The organism is Exiguobacterium sp. UBA6309, from assembly GCF_002439205.1.
Classification (GTDB): Bacteria; Bacillota; Bacilli; order Exiguobacteriales; family Exiguobacteriaceae; genus Exiguobacterium_A.
The window spans coordinates 183695-208120 of record NZ_DJTL01000025.1; the positions used below are offsets into that span (position 1 = coordinate 183695).

Below are 24426 nucleotides of genomic sequence, written 5' to 3' on the forward strand. Positions count from 1 at the left end.
AATCTTATTACCTACTACTAGTTTGAGCGAGGCACATTTTTCAGGACAACATGATCCTCACCAAACTGCATACGTAGACGAGCTAATAATTCCTCATCATGCCGAACCGCATAAAGTGACGGTAACGATTTCGTCTCGCGTGAATCAGCGTAGCGAACGACGACTGGAATATCGCCTGGCGTAGCTTCTAACAATTGTTCGAGTGTGGCTAGCTCATTTTTTGATGTTAGCTTGACGAACAATACATCTTGTCCGAGTGGCCGGAGCCGTTCCAAAATGAATTGGCGCTCCCCTTCACGATCTTGAACCTTCAACTCGATCAATAAGACATTCCCTAAGTAAAGAGAACGACGGAACCGCTCATATTGACTTGGGAATACGACGACTTCTTCATTTGAATACCCATCGACCGCTTGAATGACCGCCATCACTTGACCGCGTTTCGTCTTGAATTCTCGGATTTGATCAATATAGCAGATTAAATAATGCGTGTCTGCTCCGACACTAAGATCATGAAAATAAGCAGATTCGACCGGTGCTTTCATCGCTGTCGTCAAAGGAGAATACGTTAACCAGAATCCGAGTGCATCTCGTTCCAGGCGTGCCCAGTCGGAATCGCTTCGTTTCGATGACTTCTGTGTCCGGCGTTTCCCGAGGATTGCCAGTTCGTCCGGTAATAAGGTATTCGATGATTCCGTGAAGTACTCGAGCACCTCTTGTTCAGCGAGTCCACGATCGCCGTGCGTCGCTCGGTCTAATGCGCCACTATAAAGCAGTAATTCGATTTTTGCTCGTTCCTTTTTACCCCATCCGACATGAGTCAATAGACCGGCGATCGTCGCCGTGTGCTTCGACGCTTCTTTTAACCGTTCGAACTCTCGCTCGGAAATACCTTTAATCACATGGATTCCAAGTCGAATCCCCTTTCCCTCTAGCGAAGAACGATAATCGGAAATCCAGACGTCCGGTGATAGGACAGGGAGACGTCGTTCGCGCATCAACCGGACAAGGCGTTCCGGTTGTTCCACCGAAACGAGAAAGAAAATTTGCGGGAAATGCGCTTTGATATACCCAAGGGCATAACTAATCTTTGAGTAGGCGACTGCATGACTTCGGTTAAATCCATATCCGGCAAAACGTTCGATTTGTTCATAAAGTGAATGCGCTACTGTATCATCGAATCCATTCGTTCGTGCACCTTCTAAAAAATGGAGACGTTCCTGTTCGAGTGAATCCGTACTCTTCTTAGAAATCGCACGTCGTAATATATCTGCTTGAGCAAGCGTAAAACCAGCCACTCGACGTGTGATTTCCATGACTTGCTCTTGGTAGACGATGATGCCATATGTCGACGCCAGCACCTCTTCTAATACAGGATGTACCATCTGATAAGGTTGACCGGCTTTTCGTTTTGCGTACAGATCAATGAATTTCATCGGTCCTGGACGATAGAGCGACATCGTGGCGACCAAATCTTCAAATCGATTCGGTTTCACTTCTCGCAATGTTTGTTTCATGCCTGGTGATTCGAATTGGAAGATATCATCCGTCTCGGCGCGGGCAAAGACTTGGAACGTCGCACGATCTTCTTCTGGAATTTGCGAGAGCTTAAAAGAGGGGTGTTCTCTTCGAATCAATTCTTCCATCCGACGCAAACGACTAAGATTGCGCAGCCCCAGCAAGTCAATCTTCAGTAATCCTTGACGTTCTAATGCTTGCATCAGGAACTGCGTCACGTATCGCTCGTTCGGTCCTGTCTCTAAGGGTGTCGTCTCGACGAGATTCTCTGACCCGATGACGACGCCGGCTGCGTGAACCGAACGTTGTCGCGGGAGACCTTCGACTGCTTGCGCTAGCTGTAAGAGTTGTCGACGTTTTTCACTTCCAGAGAACCAGCGATACGTCTGTTTATTTTGTTCGATTCCTTGTAATGTCGTCGATTTCCCAAGTTGTTTGACTGCAGCATCCAGTTCATCTTTTGAAAACTCCAGCGTTCGTCCGACGTCTCGCAGAGCGGCTTTGGCACCAAGCGTTGATAATGTCCCGATTTGGGCGACATGGTCTTTTCCATAACGCATTACGAGATCTTCTAATACCTCTTCGCGTCGTTCATCTTCGATATCGATATCGATATCCGGCATCGAAATCCGCTCTGGATTCAAAAACCGCTCAAAGAGTAATCCATATTTCAACGGATCAACCGTCGTGATTCCAAGCGCATAACTAACGAGAGAGCCTGCTGCCGACCCACGACCAGGTCCAACATGAATGCCTTTCGCCTTTGCTCGTCGAATAAGTTCCTCGACGATCAAAAAATAATCAGCAAATCCGGTTTGTTCGATGACGGACAGTTCATAGGCGAGCCGTTCCGCCGCTTCTTTACTTTCATGACCGTGTGCCAGTAATCCTTCTTCAGCATGCGTCCGCAGCATCGCATTCGAATCTTCTGCGACGCGTGGTAATGGACGTTGCTGGAACGGTAATTCTAAGCGTTCAGATGTCGCGGCAAATTGCTCAGCCATCGTGATTTCTCGCTCCGTAAAGTCTTCGAGTAACTCTTCTCGAGTCTTTAAATGCATCAGACGATCTGTTTTTTGATCTTGGAACGTCGTTGCTTCACGGATCGCACGTATTGCTTGATAAGCTGGGGCTTCAGCTCGATGAAGATAACGGACAGGATCGACTGGGATTGTCTCTACACCGAGTGATGCGGCTACTTCCCGATAACGCATGCGACTCTCTCGCTCGACGGTCGAGCGACTCGAAGTCACTCCCATATATGTACGCGCTCCTTGAACGTGTCCCATCCACTGCACGACGGAACGACGTAGACGTGTCATATCTTCCGATGCCTGACGAAGCGGAACGAGCACCGCAATGAGCGATGAGGCTTCAATAACCGGTTGTTCACTAGCTAATCGGTACAATTGACGTAAGCCATCAGAAGAAAAAGCAAACCACAAGATACAACAGTCTTCTTCCTCGATTCGCTGTTCCCAGCCAATGACCGGTTGTAACTGTCGACGCTGACACGCCTCGATGAATGCCGGAACTCCGGTTAATGTCGTTTCACAGATGATCGCTCGTCCAAGCTGACGATGAACAAGCTCATCGAGGTACGTCTCGATTCGAATCAAACTTTGTAAGGGACTATATTGTGTCCGGACATTTAAGTGCATCTTCTATTCTCCTCTCTCTTCTGATGAAAGCTTAAAAAGTTTTCAGAACATTCATATCTAACTAACTCAAGTACTCGCCATCTGATTTATTATTCGCTACAATAAGTATAGAAATATCATGACGGGTACGGAAGGAGCATTTCTCATGATTTTGAATCGTAGTCAAATCGCACGTGAAAAGGTTGAACAACTAAAGTTAGGTGTTACTGCTTTTACTGAAACGGAAGAAATCGCTGAGAAGATTCGCAAGTCGGTCGCTGAACTTCAACTGAATGTCATTGAAGACCACACAGATCGTGGCGTATGGTTCATTCCGCAACAAGAAACAAAAACGAAATAAGCATAAAAAGGCTGTTCGCTCCGCTTCCTCACGAGAGGAATGAGACCGAGCAGCCTTTTTTCCATTTAAAACTGGAAGTTCGCAGCGACCTCATTCAGACGATTAACGACACGTTCGACTTCACTTAACTGTTCAATCGTCGCACCAGACGCCATTGGATGTCCACCGCCATTGAATTCTTTTGCTACTTCATTGATGACTGGACCCTTCGAGCGAATTCGGACGCGAACTTCCATATCTGTTTCGAGGAACAGCGCCCAGCACTTCATTCCTTGTAAACCGGCAAAACTATTGACGAGTAACGATGCTTGTTCGACCGTTGCTCCAAATTGCTTCAATGTATCCTGTGTCAAAACGACATAACCGACGCCTTGATCCGTCAATTGGATATGTTGAAGAACATATCCTTGTAGATGAAGCGCCGCCAGTTCTGTTTGGTACATATTCCGATACAACCAATCTGTATCAATCCCTACATCAATCAATTGCGCCGCGACTTCAAACGTTCGTTTCGTCGTACCACGGAATTGAAAACGTCCCGTGTCACCGACGATTCCCGCATAGAATTGAATAGCAGCTGATGCTGGAATGTCGTATTCCCATTCATTCAATAGATGAACGAGCAGTTCCGATGTCGAACTCATCGTCGTATCGACGAGTTGCACTGACGCGTATGGATCCTCATCGGGATGATGGTCGATTTTAATGACGTCTTTTCCTGTCATCGCGACCTTCCCGTCAACACGTGCTTGATTCGCCGTATCCAGAATCACGACTAACGCCTCTTTGTATAACTCGTCTTCTACCTGATCGAGCTTCCCCATAAATGACAATGATGTCGCCATCTCACCTGCCGACAACACTGTTTTTTCAGGAAACTGGTGTTGCAATGTCAATTGTAAGCCGAACTGACTACCGAGTGCATCGGGATCCGGTCGTTCATGACGATGAATGATGATCGTATTTGCAGCTTCAATCATTTGTTTGATTTGCTCTTTCACTGTGCACAGCTCCTCTAATCTTGATATGATACTAGATGAAGACAAAAAGGAGGTCCTTTTAACATGCAATTCATCCTCATCGCCCTCATCGTTTTCTCGCTTGGTGGGTATTTGTTAGCAAAACGCCGCGCGTTCCATACGAAAAGCACGAACCGAAAATACTTGTTCAATACACAAGCGAGCATTTGGTTGAGTCTGTTCGTCATCCTATTCGCCGTCAATCAGTTCGTTTCCGGGAACGGATTAACGACACTCGTCGGAAAAGTTGTCTGTTCTATTTTAATCGTCGTCGGTGTTGCTTCATTCATCGCTGGATTCATCCGTTACAAAAAGATTTATCCATATGTCGTCCGTGAGATGGAGCAATCCTGAGCGAGATTCAGAGGAACCGAAGTCAATCGACTTCGGTTCTTTTTGTATTCACTTAACGATCGATGAGTTGAGAAGTCACGAGCGCCTTCGCAACGATTTGTGTACCTTGATACATTTCGACATCGACTTTCCCGAATTTTCGACCAACGTCAAAGACATTGGCCCGGATCGTTACCGTGCTCTCGATCTGAACAGGTTTAATGAAATAGATGCTGACGTTTTCAATGACAAGGTCACCTTTCTTCATGTGACGCAACATTCGCGTCGCCCCTTCGACGAGAAGCGTCGTCAATACACCACTTGAAGCAGTCCCCATGAAATTCGTCATTTGCGGAGAAACCTCAAGGGATAAGTACGGTCCCCGTTCGTCCTCTGCCGCTTTAATCTGGCCTGTGATCAGATCATCGAACGTCTCCCCGACCTGCGGCTGGCGATTCGCCAGTTGCAATGCCTTGAGGACATCTTGACGGCTAATGATCCCAAGCAATCGCCCATACTGGTCAATGACCGGTAACATTTCGATGCCTTCCCATACCATCTGATGCGCAGAATTTGTGACACTCGTTCGAATGCCGACCGTAATTGGATGCCGCGTCATGACTTTTTCAACAGCCCAGTCATGTGGACGGTCAATGATGTCCTTCGCCGTCACGACACCGACGACCTTCATTTGTTCATCGATGACAGGGTAACGATTGTGTTTCGTCTGTTCGTTCAACTCGTGCCAACGTGAAATCGGATCCGTCGTCTGTAAATAGAACGTATCATGTAAAGGGATCAAGATATCCGAGACGAGTAAGATTTCCTTTTTGATCAATCGATCATAAATTGCTCGGTTGATCATCGTTGCGACCGTAAATGTATCGTATGACGTCGAAATGATGGGTAACTCCATCTCATCCGCCAATCGTTTTGCATCCTCCGTTGTATCAAATCCACCGGTGATCAATACAGCGGCCCCTGCTTCAAGCACGAGTTCGTGTGCTTTTTCACGGTTCCCGATGATGACGAGACTGTCGACATCGATGTAACGCATCATCGCTTCAAGCTTCATTGCGCCAATGACGAATTTCGTCAATGTCTTGTGTAATCCGTTTCTCCCACCGAGAACTTGACCATCGACGATATTCACGACCTCCGCGAATGTCAGCTTCTCAATATTTTCTTTTTGTTTCTTTTTGATTCGAATCGTTCCGACTCGTTCGATCGTCGAGACGAACCCAAGATTCTCCGCTTCCTTGATGGCGCGATAGGCCGTTCCTTCGGATACGGTCAAGTCCTTCGCGATTTGTCGGACGGAAATCTTCGTTCCGACATCAAGATCTTCGATATGTCGAATGATCTGTTCGTGTTTCGTAGGCATACTGTATCCCTTCTTTTCCTTTTTTCTACTCTCCTGCCATTATACTGTACTACTCCAAAGATGAAAACGTGTACTAGTCTGATTTACGAGAAATGTTTTTCGAATCGGACGATGGTATACTTATGTAGAAAATGAGTAGAGAGGTGGAGTCACATATGAGCGAACGTACGAATTACATTAGTGCTTTCTTGAAAGAACAAGGAATCGATTTAGCCGTCATTACTTCAAAGGCAAATGTCTTTTACTTTTCAGGAGTCTACGCAGAACCTCACGAACGTGTCATGGCAGTCCTCGTTGATGTAACCGGCAAACATGTATTATTCTGCCCAGCACTCGAAGCAAGTATCGTTGCAACGAGTCCTTGGGAAGGAGACGTCGTCACGTATGAAGATCATGAAAATCCATTCGATCGTTTAGCTGAATTATTCAAGACATTTGAACATTCGAACAATCGGATCGGTATTGAAGGTGAACATATGACGTTTAGTCGATATCAAGAACTGAGCTCACATCTTGAAAATGCAGCCATTTTTGATATTGGTGAGTCCTTACAAGCGCTTCGCTTGAAGAAAACACCGGAAGAAATTGCTATCCTTCAAGAAGCAGCAGCACTTGCGGATGAAGCGATCGAAATCGGTAAACAAGCGATCCGTCCAGGTATCACGGAAATCGAAGTCATTGCGGAAATCGAATATGAAATGAAGAAAAAAGGCGTCCGCGAGATGTCGTTCGATACGCTTGTCCTATTTGGTGCAAACAGTGCTGATCCACACGGTGTCCCAGGTGACCGCGTCATCCAAGAAGGCGATTTCGTCCTATTCGATCTCGGTGTCATTTGGAAAGGCTACTGTTCAGACATTACACGGACCTTCATTTATGGTCAGGCAAGCGAAGAACAGACGAAAATCTATGAAACGGTCCGCCAAGCACTTGAAGCCGCGACAAAAGCGAGTCAGATCGGTACGACACTCGGCTCGTTGGATAAAGCAGCCCGCGACGTCATCACAGAGGCTGGCTACGGTCAGTACTTCACACATCGCGTTGGTCACGGACTCGGAATCGAGGTTCACGAATTCCCGTCCCTCGCTTCAAACAACTTACTGACGGCTGAAGCTGGTATCGTCTACACGCTCGAACCAGGTATCTATGTTCCCGGAGTCGGCGGCGTCCGGATCGAAGATGATATCCATCTTACTGCGGAAGGTCCGGTTGCGTTGACTCGCACACCAAAACACCTTCAATCGATTCCATCATCTTAAATCAGTAAAAACACCTAATCCAAGCGATGGATTAGGTGTTTTTTATTTACTTACGGGATTGATGGACGACATTGACGCCCCCTGTCACATCAAGAATCGCACCTGTAATCATACTTGATTCTTCTGCGAGTAAGAAGGAGATGGCGCGAGCGATATCTTCCCCGACACCCGTTCTTCCGACCGGTGTTTCTTCATCTTGCTCTGCTTCGGAAATCCGTTTCGTCTTGTTATCACCGACGATGTTCCCCGGATTGACCATGTTGACCGTAATGCCGTGCTCTGCCTCTTCAAGCGCCACACTCTTCGTCAAACTCACCATCCCGCTTTTAGCAGCAGCGAACGCCGCCCGGCACACCCATCCTGGCGCTGTCGCACTTTCCGGAAAACCATACGTGATGATTCGACCATAGGCTTGCTTACGCATGACGGGTAATACTTGACGTAACAACCAGAAACTAGCGGTCAGATTCCCGGTAATGACTTCATTCCATTCTTGATCGCTATAATCTACTAATGCTTTCCGCTCGAATATATATGGTCCTGCATTAAGTATCAACGCATCAATCCGACCTTGCTCGTTAATTGCTTGTTGAGCTGCGTGTTCCACTTCTTCTTGGTTCGTCACATCTGCTTGAATCGTCACAAGATTCGGATGTGTAAACTCGGGTTCGGAACGATGGAACGCCGTTACTTTCCATCCTTCTTCCAATAACTGGCGTGTTACTCGCTCTCCCAGTCCTTTTGTACCTGCTGTAATTAACGCGTGCCTCATCTTGGCATCGCCCCCTTTCACTGACTCCATTTTACGATGGAATAGAAAGGTAGGACAATTTTTAGAACTCGTTGAATGTTTCGTCCGCTTCCAGTAAGAGAATGGTATAATTAGGGTGTACTCATCATATCGATTACGAAGGGATGGATTCATCATGGCAATCGTCTATCATAATGTACTTGTAGCAGTAGATGGCTCAAAAGAGGCAGAACGTGCCTTCGAGACGGCAATCGATGTTTCATTGCGAAATGATGCAAAATTGATCATCGCACACGTCATTGATACACGGACGTTCGCAACAGTAGAAGCATATGACCGTACTATCACGGAACGTGCTGAATCTTACGCGAAGGAATTGCTAGACGAATATGTCAAGACCGCTCAAGATCGCGGTGTACAGGAAGTCGAAGTTGCAATTGAATACGGTTCTCCAAAAGTCACGATTGCCAAAAAACTTGCTCCTAATCACGATGCTGATTTAATCATTTGTGGCGCGACCGGCTTAAACGCTGTTGAGCGTTTCTTCATCGGTAGTGTCTCTGAAAGCATTACGCGTTACGCAAAATGTGACGTCTTGATTGTTCGTTTATGAACCACTCTTCCATCAAAAGCCTCTCTCCCTTCATCTCAAAGGAAGAGAGGCTTTTTGATGACCTGCTTAAACAAAAAACCATCGAACCGATGTCCGATGGTTTGAAATCATTTGTATTTTACTGTAACGGTACGACGACCCCAGTTGAATGCTTCTGAACGAGAGTAGTAAAGGATATCCATCTTCTTACCTTTGATGGCACCGCCAGTATCAGCAGCTGTATATGTCCCTTTCAATTTCCCTTTATAATACACTTTGACTGTCGAACGAAGTGGAATGACACGTGGATCAACAGCTACGACTTTCTTTTTCGAGCTTTTGATGTTCCAACCGATTGCTGTCAGGTTGCCACTGCCTGGATCATACGGTGTATAGGCTGTCGCACTCACATTCGTGACTGTTTTCCAACCGCCCGTAGATTGTTTTTTTGATCCGCTTGACGTCACGACTTTCGAGTAACTCGCGCTAAGATAAGCCGTCTTACCTTTGTAGCTTACTTTGTACCAGTTCCCTGTTTTTGCTTTGTACGATAACGTTTGGTTCTTATATAGAAGACCGAGCTTCTTCGAAGAAGTAGTAGCTTTTTGACGAATGACTAGGCTATCGACTGTTGACTTGACACTTTTCTTAGTTGCAGCCTCTGCTTGAAGACCTGCGAACGAACTGAGTGCTAACACGACCGTTAAAACACTTGCGAGCATTCGTTTCATCATGTATTTTCTCCTCCATCATTGTTTCGTGTTTGTTAACTGAGATTAATATACATGACAAAAGCAGGTAGTGCCGTTACATATAGACCACAAAAATATGTCTGTACTATTACCGTTATGTTACAAAAGACTAATTTTTTTAAGAAACGACTCTTTTTTAGGTTTATTTTTACGATGATGACGCTTTTTTTTTCGTTGTATGACAATCGTCGTAACAATAGATCATACGTTCGTGTATCACTTTTCTGGGATTTCATCAAAAAAAGGACTAAATCGTCGTATTAACGATTCAGTCCTTTTTAAAATTATGCGTTTTGAGCAACCAATCCACCAACACGAACTGTATCACGTGCGATCATCAATTCTTCATTCGTTGGAATGATAATGACTTTGACTGGTGAGTGTGGATAGTTAATGAAGAGTTCTTCTCCATGAGCTCCATTGTTGAGTGATGGATCCCAGTAAACGCCCATGAATTCGAGACCACGTAGGACACGCTCACGGATTGAATCTGAGTTTTCTCCAACACCAGCTGTGAAGATAATGGCATCAACACCATTCATCTCAGCAGCATATTGCCCGATGTATCCGTGGATACGGTTCGCGAAGATACGGAGTGCCATCTCTGAACGGTGGTTTCCTTCCTTCGCAGCCGTTTGGACGTCACGCAAGTCACTTGAAAGACCTGAGAGTCCGTAGATTCCAGACTCTTTGTTCATGACGTTCAAGACTTCTTCCGCTGTTTTCCCTGTTTTCTCCATTAAGAATGGAATCAAAGCTGGGTCGAGTGAACCAGAACGTGTTCCCATCGTGATCCCTTCAAGCGGTGTGAAGCCCATCGTCGTATCGATTGATTCGCCACCCGAAACTGCTGCGATTGATGCTCCGCTACCTAAGTGACATGAGATTAAACGAAGGTCTTTTAATGGACGACCGAGTAATTCAGATGCACGTTCCGTAACATATTTGTGGCTCGTACCGTGGAAACCATATTTACGGATACCGTATTCTGTGTAGTAATCATACGGTAAGCTGTAAAGGAAGTTTTCTTCTGGCATCGTTTGATGGAACGCCGTATCGAAGACCGCCACTTGCGGCACTTCCGGAAGCAATGCTTGGAATGCCCGGATTCCGATCAAGTTTGGTGGAATGTGAAGTGGTCCGAGTTCTGTATACGACTCGATATCTTGCATGACTTCATCCGTGATCAATACAGAGTCTGCATATTTTTCTTTACCATGAAGAACACGATGTCCGACACCTTTAATCTCATCGTAAGACGAGATGATTCCGAACTCCATTAATTTTTCGAGTGATAACTCGACTGCTTCTTTATGTGTTGCAAGCGGGAGGACATCTGTATACTTTTGTCCTTCACCATATTTAATCGTAAAGATTGCATCGTCTTTACCGACACGTTCAACGAGTCCGACTGCAGTCATCGTTTCGTTCGGCATTTCGAGCAATTGGAACTTCAAAGACGAACTACCTGCGTTTACCGCCATAATTTTTGCCATGATTTTTCCCCTTTTCCATTTGAATCCAATGAACATTCACATCTGTTTAGGTTTTCTTCTATTTCTGTTCTACAACTAGAATAGTCAAATTAACGACAGATTTCAATCACTTTGCGTAATTCATTTTAATTCTGTGTTAATCCATTCATCAATCTGTTTCACCATACCACCAAACGCACGGGCATCTGTGAAAGATGGTAGTTCAGCAAGTAACGCTTGTTTTGGCATCTTCATACCGGCTAAATGATTACGGACGATCAAATAACTTTTTGCTGCCTGTTCTTGTTTGAACATGGTTAACGGCAATTGTAAAATGCCAATGACGTGCGCTTTTGATTCAAAGTACTGTTTCAACTTGCCTTCCGTATCATGCTGGAACAAACCGTTCGGAATGACAAAAACACCGAACCCACCTGGTTTGACGTATTGCATCGCTTGTTCGATCAATAAGAAATGACTATAGCTCATACCCTCATCTCGTTTCAAGATGTAAGAAGCAGCAGCCTCTTCATCCGGATAATAACCGACTGGGAGATCAGCCATCGCAAGATCAACTGGATCTAGCAACAAAGGTCGTAACGCATCTTGATGCGTATACGTAACAGGGTAGTCGAGTAATTCCGTTACAGCTGCCGATAAACGAATTAACGTCTCATCTACCTCAACTGCTTCAGCAGATGTGCCCGTCGAAAGCTGACTCAAGACAGCGTGTAACATACCACCTGTTCCACTTCCTAATTCAAGTAGTCGGATGTCCTCCTTACCTACCAATTTCCCGATTAGATAACCAGCAAACAAAGCGACGCTGTCTGGCGTCGGCAAATGGTTCGGTTGCGCTTGTTTCATCCCTTCTAAAATAGCAAGCGATACTGCCTTTCGAATGACCTCTTTGTCTACATTTTCAGTATGGCGATCGTTCAACCGGTCAATCACAGTCGTCAACGCTTCTAGGTAAGGCATATCAAGATCACGTTCGATTTGTTTTGTTTGACGTGTTAATTCCTTATATAACTTTTCTAACGGCTCCATGTACGTCATCCTCTCCAAAACGAAACGGCCCCCCGTAGAGCGGGAGCCGTTTCTATCATTAGTTCCATTGTAACGCTTCAGCGTCGTTTGTAAACCATTCTTACTTCGCTTCACGTGCTGCAGCGAGTGCTGCTTCGAAATTCACCTCATCCGTTGATTCTTCGAGGTATTCGACATACGTGATTTCGTTGTTCGAATCTAAGACGAAGACAGAGCGAGCAAGCAGACGTAATTCTTCGATTGCCACGCCGTACTGTGTACCGAATGAAAGATCACGGTGATCAGACAATGTCACGACTTGATCAAGACCACTTGACGCACACCAACGACGTTGCGCGAACGGAAGGTCGTTTGAGATCGTCATGACCGTCACACCTTCGATTTTAGCTGCTTCTTCGTTAAATTTACGAGTCTGTGCATCGCATACCCCTGTATCGATTGATGGGACAACACTGATGATTCGAACACCTTGGTATGTATCACGTGTTACAGGCGATAAGTCGTTAGCTAACACGTGAAAGTCCGGTGCTGTTTGTCCGACTTGAACCGCTGTACCTTGAAGTGTGATTGGATTTCCTTTAAACGTTGCCATATGAATTCCCCTTTTCCCCTGATTGGATATACTGTATTTTCTATTTAACTATAGGAATGATCTGCGAAGATGGCAAGTATTCTGCCATAATTGATGGACTTCAGTACCCGTCTTTCTAAAAAACAGGTATAATAAAAGAGTTCATGAAACGCTTTCAAGGGGGAATTGACCATGGCTCGAAATAATGTCTACCTGTACTACCGAAATACACAAAGACACGAGACGCAGGTGCGAAAGTTGATCGATGTCGGTACACGATACGGACTGAATGTCGTCCAAGATCATCGACAAGCAAACATCATCGTCTCGATTGGTGGAGACGGGGCTTTCTTGCAAGCGGCACGCTTCACAGGTTTCCGTGATGATGCGATCTATGTCGGATTCGCTGAAGGACCAAACTCGTTCTACTGTGATTTTGATATCAATGATCTTTCTGCGGTCGAAGCAATCTTTAAAGAGACGGGCAATCGTGTCTCGGATGGCGAAATCGAAGTACGTCGTTATCCACTACTTGAAGCATCCATCAACGGTGGACCACCGATGCTCTGTCTGAACGAATGTTCCGTAAAGTCGAGCATCATCAAATCACTCGCAATCGAAGTCTATATCGATGACTTCCTGTTTGAGACATTCCGCGGGGATGGAATGGTCATCTCAACACCGACGGGATCTACGGCTTATAACAAGTCACTTTCTGGTGCGATTGTCGATCCATTGATCCACTGTCTTCAAGTCAGCGAGATCGCTTCCGTTAACAATAACCGGTACCGGACACTCGGTTCTGCTTTCCTATTGAACCGCGGACGTAAACTCTCGTTACGCATCATTGAGGACGGAAACGATTATCCGATCATCGGGATGGATAACGAAGCACTCAGCCTGACACGAACGGATTCAGTCGATATCCAGCTCTCTGAAAAAGAACTTAAAACCGTCAAATTAACGAACAATACATTTTGGCATAAGATTCAACGCTCATTCTTATGACAATAAAAAAATCTGCCCTGAAGAGGCAGATTTTTTTATTGCGTCTTCCGTTACGTCACCCCTTATACTCCAATCAAAGGAGGTACACAGATGATGTATTCCACTCAGGAAATCGCCAAACTTACCGGAGTCACAAAACGAACGCTTTATCATTATGAGACGTTCGGTCTCCTTGTGCCAAAGCGCAACGATGCCGGTCACCGATATTATAGCAGTGAGGATCTTTTACGTTTACAACAAATCCTTCTCTATCGCTCTCTTGATTTTCCGCTGTCAGAAATCCAAAGATTACTTACACAATCTGACTCCAGTCATCACACGATGATATTGAAAAAACAAATTGTACTACTTCAAGAAAAAGCTTCGCATTATCAGATGCTCGCTCAACTCGCTGAACAAACATTACTCACTTTAATAGGAGGACTCCCCATGAAAGATGAACAATTATTCCGCGGTTTACGTCACGAAGAGATCGTCATGCACGAAAAACAACATGCAGATGAAGTCCAACAACACTACGGTGACACCGACGCCTATCGAATCAGTGCAAAAAGACAAAAACAACGTACCCCGAATGAGAAAGAACAACTGAGCGCCATGCATAAGCAACTCGATCAGCGCTTGACGACCCTCTACCGCGACGGGCACAAGGCGACAGATCCAGACGTTCAACAAATCGTGAAAGAACAACATGACTTCATCGATACGTACTATTATCCATGTGAGTTATCTATTTTTGCCTCACTCGGCCAGATGTATGTGTCCGACGACCGGTTTCGTGCCTACTACGATGCGTATGCACCTGGACTATCTTCTTTCTATTCGGAAGCTATTTCGCACTATGCAGAAGCAACATCAAATTAAGGCTGCTTCTGCCTGATAGACGGTTTTACCAGCTTGGACAGTCTCCACTAAACGGTTATTCAAGATGGCTTCCCCACGCAAGCGATAGAAGTCTTCTTCAAAGATGACGAAATCGGCATCGTATCCTGGTAGGAGTAATCCTTTGCGTCCATGTGTCTCGGTCGCGAGATGTGGATTTTTCGTAAAGAGTAACAAGGCTTCGTACATCGATAACGTCTCATTCGCCTTATTGACACGTCCCGCTGTTCCTTCCGTCGCTGCATACAGGGAACGCCGGACATCGGGGTCAGAGATCGGTGCATCTGCCCCACCGCATAATAATGCGCCGGTCTCAGCTAACGAACGTAAACGATAACTCCAGTCTAAGCGGTTCAATCCGAGTCGATCGACGATGAAGTCTGCGTCATCCAGTAAAAAGACCGGTTGAACGTCAATCAAGACCGGTAACTTCCGAATTCGTGCAAGCGTTTCTGGTCGAACGACCGTCGCATGAATGATCCGATCCCGCTTGCCTTTTGGTGCTGGATATTTCTCGAGCACCTGTACGAATCGTTCAATCGCTAAGTCACCGATGACATGTGCCGCAACTGTGAACCCGTAACTACGTGCACGCTTGACGAGTTGTTCGAGTTGTTCTGGCGTATGCACTTCGATGCCACGTGTCGTCGGATCATCAGAATAACCACGACCAAGTAGAGCTGTCCGTCCTCCGAGTGCACCGTCGACGAATAGTTTCATCGCACCAATTGACATCGTTGATGGCAAAATTGGTTGCTGTTGCACGAACTCATCGATGACAAGATGATGAACGAGTAGATGTGTATGGAAGCCTGTCTCTTCTGTCACTTCTTTATATGCTTGGAGGATTTCCGCGACATCTCCGTGATACGATAAATCTTCTGTGTGTGCCGCAATGATGCCGTATTGATATAAGTTCTTAATTGCTGACCGGAGTGACGATTTGTTTCGCTCTAAGTTTCCAGCTTGTAACGCATACAAAGGTTCAAGCGCCGCATCGTACAAAAATCCGTCAGCTTCGCCGTTATCCGATAAGCCGATCTTTCCACCATCGATGACAGTCGATGCTTTATAGCCGAGCTGTTGGAATAAAACATCGTTGACAAGTGCGGTATGCCGGTCTGTCCGTTTTAATAAGGCAGGAACGTCCGGGAACAACTGATTCAGCCATGCTTTTGTCGGCGCACGGTCAAGTTTCGTTTCGTCATATCCTTCCGCCACGTGAATCCCATTGATTGGTTCTGCCTTGAGGAAAGCTTGTCCTAATGCTTCAAGCGTCGTATAACGCGAGGCATCGACACGGTTGATCGCTTCCCCGTAGCCAATCAGATGAATATGTGCGTCTGTGAAGGCTGGATAAACAGCTTTTCCGTTCAAGTCTTGAATCTGTTCAATACGTCTACCGAAACGTCGACGTAGTTTTCCTTCCTCCCCCATTGCGATGATCCGCGTCTTCTCGACGAACATCGCTGAATGGACGTCCTCTTCATGTGCCATCGTCCGAATCAATCCGTTTACGTATAGTGTTCCCATTCTACTCACTCCTCTTTTTACAAAAATAGGGTGACCATGACGGTCACCCTGAATTGTCGATCCTGATTTAAACGTGCAACGTTTCCTCTGGTGCACACGATCGTTTAATGCGTTCGATCGCGTCCGGATCGTATTCATTTAGGACACGTTCCGCTAAGATGATCGTACGTTCATAGTCTCCCGCTAAGAACTTCGTTTCCGCGATCGTCAGCGACATATGTATCTCATTGTCGTGGCGACGGTATCGGTTCGCATACTGGACGAGCCGTTCGGCATACGTGACTTCGAACACTAATGTATCTAACCGTTCTTGCACATGTTTAAACGTTTCTTGGACGTCTTGACTTTGTGCAACGATCGATCGGACATTAAACGGTAACTCTTCGAGCCGTGTCTCAAGCGTCTGTAGCGAACGATTCGCATTACGTAGTGCTTCTTCGACTTCCGTTGGTAAGTTCGGTAATCCAAGTCGTTTCAGACGAAGACGTGTTTGCGAGAGCTGATGACGCCATTCGACGATCCGTTCGCGCACTTCTGTCTCTTCTTTTCGAAGCGCTTGAAGTTCGACCGTAAAGCGTTCGTACTGAATCATCAACTGTTCCTCTAAGCGAATCGCATCGCGCATTTGATCTTCGAGCATACTGAACGGAATGATTTTCCCAGCAATCGACTCATCGAGATCTTTTGCCGCTTCAAATAGTAGCTCTTCGTCACGTTGGATCGTTTCGTAGTGAATTCCAAGATCTGCTGAGATTTCATACTTTTCACGTAAAATGCTGAACTCTTGTGCTAACTGATGAATCCGTTCGCGCATCCGTAATGCTTTTTGTTTCAAGGATTGATTTTCTTTTTTTACTTGATGACGTGCATCAACTTCACGACGGAACGTATCGTACATTTGATCAACGTCGGCTGATAACTGTTGAATCGCCTCTTCCAAACCATCGACTTCAAGTCTCTCGATTTTTTCAGCAAGACTTAAACGTTGTTCCTCGAACCGTTTAATCTCAGATTGAAGACCGAGGGGCTCAAGTGGATACCCATCTAACGACATTTCCTTATAACCCGCTCCGAGCTGATCAATCCGTTGACGCAATTCATGAGCGAGAATCTTCCATTGTTTCGGTACGAGCTCGACAAGGTGACGTGTCGTCGCTACTTCTTGCTCGAGTAACAAGCTTGTTTCATACGCCTTCGTCACTTCACCCGAAGCTTCGTACTGACACATCTCATTCCAGTGCGCGTCGATTTGTTCACTTCGTTCTTCCAGACGCGCGAGCGCCGGACCGAATGAGTTCGCTTGGATCAATAACGATTTCCGAACTTGCCCTGAATCGGCTTCCCCTTGCGCTTTCAACTCTGCTAGAACCGATTGATTCGTTTTGAACGTCGACATCTCGACGAGCATCTCATCGATCAATCCTTCGAGTTCCGCAATCAATTGTTCCGTTACTTCAAGGTCATTCTTGACGGCGATGAACCGGTATTTATCGAGCGCTTCTTCCGCTCGGTAAAGGGTTTCATCGATTTGGGCGACGTGGACCGTTAACAACTCTTCCCACGCTTGATGCCAGGAGCTGAACTTCGTCTCCGTCTCACCCGCCATCGGTAGTTGCTTTAAGTCCTGCAACTCCTTCGGAATCGATGCACTGACGATGCCTTGCTTGCGCATATCAAGTTCATCGATTTTCGTGTAGTATTTTTTTCGACTGATCATGCTGAATAGCATGACGAGTAATACGATGACGATGACTCCGATCACCCATGCCCACATTTGTCACGACCTCCACTCTGTCGTACGACTTTAGATTTTCTCTAAATCGCAATAATCTTATCCTTATAATAGTATAGCGCAACCGTTTTGCATAGATTTACAAAGGCTTTTCCTGATTTCTTCCGCTGTTTTGAATTCTTTTTCCAAAAATCAATTGTTTGTCAGCTACACGAAAACTCGTTAAACTAAAAAAAATACGCTTTTCACGGGAGGAATTTTTATTATGTTCGAAACAAAGACATATGAAGGTGACCGGACGAAACAATATGACATGCTATCAAAACAACTGGATGCTTTATTAATGGGAGAAGACAATCAAGTCGCGAACTTATCGAATGCGAGCGCGTTACTCAATCAGTTCCTTGACCGTATCAACTGGGTCGGTTTTTATTTGACGGATACCGAGCAAAACCAACTCGTCCTCGGACCATTCCAAGGACTTCCAGCATGCGTCCGTATTCCATTCGGTCGTGGTGTTTGCGGAACGTCCGCAGCAGAACAGACGACACAACGCATCGAAGACGTTCATCAATTCCCAGGTCACATCGCATGTGACGCGGCATCGAATTCTGAAATCGTCATTCCACTCGTCAAAGACGGCCAAACGATCGGCGTCCTCGATATCGACAGCCCAGAATTCAACCGTTTCGATGAAGTCGATCAAGCTGGTTTAGAAGCATTCTGTACGACGCTGCTTCGTCATCTGTAATTCTGATTGACAGTCGATTGTCCACACCGTATACTTGTAAAAGTGCAGAAATGATAACGATAGCGGTCAAATCGCTTACGTATCACATTTCATGACTCGGTGAATAACCGGAGGGGCATCGTGTAACTTTGCTATCAAGCGAGGGTGCCACATCATGAAATGGGCGTAACGTGGGTTTGATGGCGTTATTATTTTTATGCAAATAATAACGAACAATAAGGAGGAGTCTTATTATGGCTCGCTATACAGGTCCAGCTTGGAAACTCTCACGTCGTCTCGGTATCTCACTTACTGAAACAGGAAAAGAAATCGCGAAACGCCCTTACGCACCAGGTCAACACGGTAACAGCCGTCGTAAAATGTCTGAGTACGGTCTTCAACTTCAAGCGAAGCAAACACTTCGTCACATGTACGGAGTAAACGAACGCCAATTCAACCGTATCTTCAACGATGCTGGCAAAATGCCTGGTATCCACGGTGAGAACTTCATGTTCTTACTTGAAGCACGTCTTGATAACGTCGTTTACCGTATGGGTATGGCTCGTACACGTCGCGCTGCTCGTCAGCTCGTCAACCACGGTCACATCCAAGTTGATGGACAACGCGTTGATATCCCATCATTCCGCGTGAAACCAGGTCAAACGATCTCAGTTCGCGAAAAATCGAAGAACTTTGTCGTTATCAAAGAAGCACTTGAAGTTGCTCCAGCAACTAAAGACTTCGTTACTTTCGATGCTGAGAAGCTCGAAGGAACGTTCGTCCGTCTTCCTGAGCGTTCTGAATTGAACGATCAAATCCAAGAACAACTCGTCGTCGAGTACTACTCACGTTAATCGATTGTTCCAGCACTCACTTCGGTGGGTGCTTTTTTTATGCCTATGACTAAAATGTATACCTGGTCTTAAAAAAAGAGTGACGTCATTCATTCGTTTGTGTTAACCTTTAAATATACATAGTTAACACAAATAGAAAAGAGGACTTCATTCATGAAAACAAGAGATTTAACATTTATCGCCCTCGGTGCTGCCATCATCGCAGCCGTCAGCTCTATGCCGCAGATCCAACTGGTCGGCGCCGTTCCGATCACGCTTCAGATGCTTGCAATCATGACGGTCAGTGCCATTCTCGGTGGAAAACGCGGTGGACTTGCTGTCTTGATCTTCTTATTGCTCGCAGCTGCTGGTCTCCCTGTTCTCGGCGGAAAAGGTGGACTTGCTCCATTCGTCGGACCAACTGCCGGTTATTTGATTGCCTTTCCGATTGCCGGATTCTTCATCGGTCTCGTCGCTGAAAAAACGCGTCGCTTCGTGCCACTCTTTATTGGAATGATCGTCTTCGGACTTGGTTTAGTCTACTTGCTCGGGACATTTGGTCTGATGGCTGTACTCGATCTGTCGTTTAAAGATGCTTTTGCGATCAACTACCCCTTCATCCTATGGGATACGATCAAGGCCGTCATTGCCACGACGATCGCCGTTCGTTTGTTACCACTCCGCTTATTCCGGACAGCTTAAAAAACGCTCTCTGCATCTATGTGCAGGGAGCGTTTCGTTTATCATCAAGCATGCTCGACGACGAAGTATTTTTTCTTTCCGCGACGTACGATCGTAAAGCGACCGATTGCATCTGATTCAGTGATTTCTTTCGTTAAGTCTTGCTCGCGTTCTCCGTTCAGGTAGATCGCACCGTTCGTGACGTCTTCACGTGCTTGACGTTTTGACGGACTGATCTTCGCCTCAACGAGAACATCGACCAGGTTCTTCGCTTCGCCGAGTGTAAAGCGCGGCATTCCTTTAAACGCATCTTCGATATCTTCGACTTGCAACGATTTAATATCTCCGCTAAAGAGTGCCGTCGTAATACGTTGTGCTTGTGTCAGACCTTCTTCACCGTGGACGAGAACCGTCATTTCTTCTGCAAGACGACGTTGTGCGACGCGCTTCTCTGGTGCTGCCTTGACTTCTTCTGCAAGTGCATCGAGTTCTTCGTGCGTCAAGAACGTGAAGTATTTTAAGAACTTGATGACGTCGAGATCGTCTACATTGAACCAGAACTGGTAGAACTCGTACGGTGACGTTTTATCAGCATCTAACCAGACCGCACCGCCAGCTGTCTTACCGAATTTCTGACCATCCGCTTTCGTAACGAGCGGTACTGTCAATCCAAATGCTTTTTCTTCATGACCAGCACGACGAATCAGCTCCATTCCTGCTGTGATGTTCCCCCACTGATCACTACCTCCTACTTGAAGACGGCATCCTTTGTCTTCGTAAAGTTTCAAGAAGTCAAACGATTGAAGTAACATGTATGAGAACTCAGTGAATGAGATACCGTTTTGAAGACGTGAATCAACAGAGTCCTTCGCAAGCATGTAGCTGACCGGGAAGTGTTTTCCGATATCACGTAAGAAATCGATGATTGTCAAATCTTTCGTCCAGTCTAAGTTATTGGCGATCGTGACCGGATTTTCACCTTCAAGTGGTAAGAAACGTGACAGTTGATCTTTAATCCGATTCGCGAACTCTTCGACGATATCCGATGTGTTCAATGACCGTTCCGTTGCGCGACCACTCGGATCCCCAATCATCCCAGTTGCCCCTCCAACGAGACCTACGACATGGTGACCCGCTTGTTGGAATCGTTTTAAGACTAAAATCGGCAACAAGTGTCCGATGTGAAGTGAATCTGCTGTTGGATCGAAGCCTGTGTAAAGCGTCGTCGGATTCTCGAGTAATGTTTTCAGCCCTTCTTCATCTGTCATTTGGTTAATTAACCCGCGAAATTCTAAATCTTCTAATAACGTCATTGTTTCTCCTCCTAAAGTTCACTATTAACAAAAAAAACCGTCCCTTCGTCTAAAACGAAGGGACGGAATATTTCCGTGGTACCACCCTAATTGTCCTTTTGTGTAAAAGGACCACTTGGTTCGTCGATAACGGGACGGACCGCTTGATTTCTCAAGAAACTCCTGGAAGCGTAATTCATAAGTTCACTGTGTCCTAGTTCGCAGCACCACTAGGTCTCTGTCACAGGGAGTGACTTACTACTATATTCCGATCATGGTTTAGCGCAATATACGAAAATAAGATGGTTTCATGATACGTCGAAGGCGAATCCGCTGTCAAGTCCGATTTCATTAGTAGATTTATGGTATAATACGTCTATCTGTGATTTAATATTAATTTACACCTAAGTTTAAGATGCAAAGGAGATCATTTATGCGCGAGAACTGGTTCAAGTTTTGGAATCATCCCCGGACGAAAGCCGTTCGGCACTGGTCAAATATCACATATGATGTTTCATGGAACATCATTTTGTTCCTCATCATAGCTGTCTTACTCGTCGGTAGTTTTTCTGTTGGTGCAGCGGGCGGCTATTTCGCTTCGCTCGTCAAGGACACAAAAGCACCACCATTGACTGAGATGAAACAACAAGTCAACAGCTATGCCGTCACAAGCCAAATTTATTGGGGAAGTGGTGAAAAGCTGACGAACATCTCAACAGATGAAGAACGTCAGCCTGTCGATATCAAGAAGATTTCTCCTTACTTGATCGATGCGCTTTTATCAACGGAAGATGTAGACTTCTATCAACACGATGGTGTCGTTCCAAAAGCGACATTACGAGCAGTTCTACAAGAACTAACGAATTCTGCGTCGCGCACAGGCGGAAGTACGCTAACACAACAATTAATCAAAAACCAAATCTTGACGAACGAAGTCTCATTCGAACGGAAAGCGAAAGAAATTCTTTTAGCATTGCGCCTTGAAAACGCGATGTCAAAAGATGAAATTTTACAAGCGTACTTGAATGTCGTCTCATTCGGTCGCAATTCACTCGGTCGTAACATCGCGGGGATCGAGGCTGCATCACAAGGAGTTTTCAACAAATCCGCGGAAAAACTGACGTTACCACAAGCAGCTTTTCTCGCTGGGATTCCTAAAAACCCTTATTACTACACCCCTTACCTTCAAGGTGGCGTCGTCAAAAAGGACTTGACGCCAAGTGTCAACCGGATGAAAACAGTATTGAAGCGGATGTATGTCGCGAAAAACATCACGAAGGAACAGTACGAAAAAGCAATTAAGCATGATATTACGAAAGATTTCGCGAAACAATCAAAACGTTCTCGTGATACGTATCCGTATGTCTACGATTTAGCCGAACGTGAAGCGACGAAAATCATGACGAAGTATCTGATGAAACAAGATGGCGTGAAGGAAGATGAAGTGAAACCGTCTGAACTGGCAGAAGTGCGTGCCAACTATCAAGATCAAGCACTTGTTGCACTGCGCCAGGGCGGCTACAAAGTTCACTTGACACTTGATAAAAAAATTCATGAAGCGATGCAACAACCTGCGAAGAACAGTGCGAACTTCCCAGGAAGCATGCAATACAAACAAGTCGTCGATCCAAAAACGAAAAAAAGCGTTTCGAAACAGGATCCAGAAGAAACAGCAGCAGTCATGGTTCAAAATGAAACGGGACGTATCCTCGGATTCGTCGGCGGACGGTATATCGATGGAAAAGCTGACGATTTCAACCGGGCATTCCAAGCCAAACGTCAAATCGGGTCAACGGCAAAACCAATCCTCGTTTACTCGAACGGGATTGAAAATCGCTTGATCACACCAGGGTCTACCGTTAATGATGAAGAGTACTACTACCAGACTGTACCACGTCAACCTGGCGACCGTCCGATCAAGAACGAAGGTGGACGTTACCGTGGTAATGTAACGGTTCGTACGGCATTAGAACTATCATTGAACGTACCGGCCGTTAAGATTTACGAGAAGATGAACATGTCGAATTCGATTCAAAAACTCGTCGATATGGGAGTTGAAGTACCTGATGCGATCCGTTATGCCCCTTCTGCGGCACTCGGAACGATGGAAATCACACCTGTCGAACTCGCAGGTGCTTACGCGACACTTGCCAACTATGGTGAATTCATCCAACCGTACATCATCTCGAAAATTACGAAAGACGGAAAAGATATCTATAAAGCAAAACCGAAGAAAAAACGGATCTATGAACCACGAACAGCTTACCTGACACTTGATATGATGCGTGGTGTCTTCACGAAAGGTACAGCGACGTTCGCTAAAGCTAGACTGAACGTACCGGGAGATTGGGCCGGTAAGACGGGTACGACCAACGATGTCAAAGACTCTTATCTTGTTGGTTCTACTCCTGGCGTAACCCTTGCCGTCTGGACAGGACACGACCAGAACAACTCACTTATCGGTCCGTCAACGTACTACCAACGTACGCAGACGCTCTGGTCACAGATGGCGAATGCATCGTATGGTGCGAACAGCAGTTACTTCAAATCTGGCGCCCGCTTCACGCAACCATCTTCTGTAACAGCAAATGACTTCCAAAACAGTGGTCGCTTCAAAGAAGAAGATAAGAAGAAAAAAGCAGAAGAAGCAAAGAAAAAAGCAGAAGCGAAGAAACAGAAAGAAGTAGAAGAAAAGAAAAAAGAGGCAGACGCACAGAAGAAAGAAGATCAACAAAAACAACAAGATCAAGCTAAAGAAAAAGCAGATGCTGAGGCAAAGAAAAAAGCAGCAGATGACGCAAAACGTGCTGCCGATGCAAAAGCAAAAGCCGACGCAAAAGCAAAAGCCGATGCAAAAGCCGAAGCCGATGCAAAAAAGAAAGCTGAAGCGGACGCTAAGAAAAAAGAGGCAGATGCAAAGAAACAGCAAGAGCAACAAAAGAAACAAGATGAAAAGAAAAAAGATGCTGCTTCTGAAAACTAACAAAAAGGATGAATCACCTGTTTCGGTGATTCATCCTTTTTTCATGT

21 protein-coding genes and 1 other annotated feature are annotated in these 24426 nt (G+C 45.7%); of the genes, 10 read left to right on the top strand and 11 right to left on the bottom strand.

Features of this window, described 5'->3' with window-relative positions:
* Positions 1-17: 17 nt before the first annotated feature.
* Entirely contained in the window at positions 18-3179 is a 3162-nt protein-coding gene (gene dnaE / locus B3M90_RS07415) for a DNA polymerase III subunit alpha (RefSeq protein WP_214852846.1), read from the bottom strand.
* 145 nt (positions 3180-3324) lie between these two features.
* Between dnaE and B3M90_RS07420 the strand changes: the two genes are divergently transcribed.
* Positions 3325-3519, top strand: coding sequence for a hypothetical protein (locus B3M90_RS07420; RefSeq protein WP_214852844.1), 195 nt, complete (start codon positions 3325-3327; stop codon positions 3517-3519).
* A gap of 65 nt (positions 3520-3584) precedes the next feature.
* Here the strand turns inward: B3M90_RS07420 and B3M90_RS07425 are convergent, their stop codons facing one another.
* Entirely contained in the window at positions 3585-4520 is a 936-nt protein-coding gene (locus tag B3M90_RS07425; RefSeq protein WP_290783213.1) for a DHH family phosphoesterase, read from the bottom strand.
* Between the two features lie 63 nt (positions 4521-4583).
* On the opposite strand from B3M90_RS07425, the gene B3M90_RS07430 reads away from it, so the two are divergent.
* On the top strand, positions 4584-4892 hold the full coding sequence (locus B3M90_RS07430; protein ID WP_035406252.1) for a YtpI family protein: 309 nt from the start codon (positions 4584-4586) through the stop codon (positions 4890-4892).
* Between the two features lie 52 nt (positions 4893-4944).
* Here B3M90_RS07430 and B3M90_RS07435 read toward each other — a convergent pair whose 3' ends face one another.
* Positions 4945-6255 (bottom strand): DRTGG domain-containing protein, encoded by a 1311-nt coding sequence (locus tag B3M90_RS07435; RefSeq protein WP_023469046.1) that lies wholly within the window; start codon positions 6253-6255, stop codon positions 4945-4947.
* Between the two features lie 155 nt (positions 6256-6410).
* Between B3M90_RS07435 and B3M90_RS07440 the strand changes: the two genes are divergently transcribed.
* A complete protein-coding gene (locus B3M90_RS07440) occupies positions 6411-7514 on the top strand; it encodes a M24 family metallopeptidase (protein WP_290783215.1) in 1104 nt (367 codons plus the stop codon).
* 46 nt (positions 7515-7560) lie between these two features.
* On the opposite strand, the gene B3M90_RS07445 is transcribed toward B3M90_RS07440, so the two are convergent.
* The gene (locus tag B3M90_RS07445; protein ID WP_035406245.1) at positions 7561-8286 is read right to left on the bottom strand and encodes an SDR family oxidoreductase; all 726 of its coding nucleotides are present in this window, start codon (positions 8284-8286) and stop codon (positions 7561-7563) included.
* A 154-nt stretch (positions 8287-8440) separates the two neighbouring features.
* Here B3M90_RS07445 and B3M90_RS07450 point away from each other — a divergent pair, with 154 nt between their 5' ends.
* Positions 8441-8878 carry a universal stress protein gene (locus B3M90_RS07450; RefSeq protein WP_029342342.1) on the top strand — a complete coding sequence of 146 codons (438 nt, stop codon included), beginning with the start codon at positions 8441-8443 and terminating at the stop codon, positions 8876-8878.
* Positions 8879-8985: 107 nt separating this feature from the next.
* Here the strand turns inward: B3M90_RS07450 and B3M90_RS07455 are convergent, their stop codons facing one another.
* The 4 genes from B3M90_RS07455 to tpx all read right to left on the bottom strand — a co-directional run bounded on the left by B3M90_RS07455 (position 8986) and on the right by tpx (position 12732).
* A complete protein-coding gene (locus B3M90_RS07455; RefSeq protein ID WP_035406242.1) occupies positions 8986-9591 on the bottom strand; it encodes a 3D domain-containing protein in 606 nt (201 codons plus the stop codon).
* Between the two features lie 302 nt (positions 9592-9893).
* Positions 9894-11105 (bottom strand): acetate kinase, encoded by a 1212-nt coding sequence (locus tag B3M90_RS07460; RefSeq protein WP_214852837.1) that lies wholly within the window; start codon positions 11103-11105, stop codon positions 9894-9896.
* 120 nt (positions 11106-11225) lie between these two features.
* The gene (locus tag B3M90_RS07465; RefSeq protein WP_023469052.1) at positions 11226-12134 is read right to left on the bottom strand and encodes a class I SAM-dependent methyltransferase; all 909 of its coding nucleotides are present in this window, start codon (positions 12132-12134) and stop codon (positions 11226-11228) included.
* Positions 12135-12234: 100 nt separating this feature from the next.
* A complete protein-coding gene (tpx, locus tag B3M90_RS07470) occupies positions 12235-12732 on the bottom strand; it encodes a thiol peroxidase (protein ID WP_290783419.1) in 498 nt (165 codons plus the stop codon).
* Positions 12733-12897: 165 nt separating this feature from the next.
* Between tpx and B3M90_RS07475 the strand changes: the two genes are divergently transcribed.
* Together B3M90_RS07475 and B3M90_RS07480 are read left to right on the top strand one after the other, a co-directional pair.
* Positions 12898-13713: an NAD kinase gene (locus tag B3M90_RS07475; RefSeq protein WP_023469054.1), complete on the top strand. Its 816-nt coding sequence runs from the start codon at positions 12898-12900 to the stop codon at positions 13711-13713.
* A gap of 90 nt (positions 13714-13803) precedes the next feature.
* Complete coding sequence (locus B3M90_RS07480) at positions 13804-14577, top strand: MerR family transcriptional regulator (RefSeq protein ID WP_214852834.1); 774 nt, start codon at positions 13804-13806, stop codon at positions 14575-14577.
* On the opposite strand, the gene B3M90_RS07485 is transcribed toward B3M90_RS07480, so the two are convergent.
* Together B3M90_RS07485 and ezrA are read right to left on the bottom strand one after the other, a co-directional pair.
* A complete protein-coding gene (locus B3M90_RS07485) occupies positions 14569-16128 on the bottom strand; it encodes an amidohydrolase (RefSeq protein WP_214852831.1) in 1560 nt (519 codons plus the stop codon). The two genes, B3M90_RS07480 and B3M90_RS07485, sit on opposite strands and share 9 nt — an antisense overlap.
* Positions 16129-16195: 67 nt before the next feature.
* The gene (ezrA, locus tag B3M90_RS07490) at positions 16196-17902 is read right to left on the bottom strand and encodes a septation ring formation regulator EzrA (RefSeq protein WP_290783217.1); all 1707 of its coding nucleotides are present in this window, start codon (positions 17900-17902) and stop codon (positions 16196-16198) included.
* 223 nt (positions 17903-18125) lie between these two features.
* On the opposite strand from ezrA, the gene B3M90_RS07495 reads away from it, so the two are divergent.
* The 3 genes from B3M90_RS07495 to B3M90_RS07505 all read left to right on the top strand — a co-directional run bounded on the left by B3M90_RS07495 (position 18126) and on the right by B3M90_RS07505 (position 20125).
* A complete protein-coding gene (locus B3M90_RS07495; RefSeq protein ID WP_023469058.1) occupies positions 18126-18611 on the top strand; it encodes a GAF domain-containing protein in 486 nt (161 codons plus the stop codon).
* Positions 18612-18844: 233 nt separating this feature from the next.
* Entirely contained in the window at positions 18845-19444 is a 600-nt protein-coding gene (gene rpsD / locus B3M90_RS07500) for a 30S ribosomal protein S4 (RefSeq protein WP_214852823.1), read from the top strand.
* Positions 19445-19597: 153 nt separating this feature from the next.
* Positions 19598-20125 carry a biotin transporter BioY gene (locus tag B3M90_RS07505; protein ID WP_214852809.1) on the top strand — a complete coding sequence of 176 codons (528 nt, stop codon included), beginning with the start codon at positions 19598-19600 and terminating at the stop codon, positions 20123-20125.
* 44 nt (positions 20126-20169) lie between these two features.
* Here B3M90_RS07505 and tyrS read toward each other — a convergent pair whose 3' ends face one another.
* Positions 20170-21417: a tyrosine--tRNA ligase gene (gene tyrS, locus B3M90_RS07510; RefSeq protein WP_214852806.1), complete on the bottom strand. Its 1248-nt coding sequence runs from the start codon at positions 21415-21417 to the stop codon at positions 20170-20172.
* A 55-nt stretch (positions 21418-21472) separates the two neighbouring features.
* Positions 21473-21681: a binding site (T-box leader), on the bottom strand.
* Between the two features lie 148 nt (positions 21682-21829).
* On the opposite strand from tyrS, the gene B3M90_RS07515 reads away from it, so the two are divergent.
* Positions 21830-24379, top strand: coding sequence for a transglycosylase domain-containing protein (locus tag B3M90_RS07515; RefSeq protein WP_290783219.1), 2550 nt, complete (start codon positions 21830-21832; stop codon positions 24377-24379).
* Positions 24380-24426 lie beyond the last annotated feature (47 nt).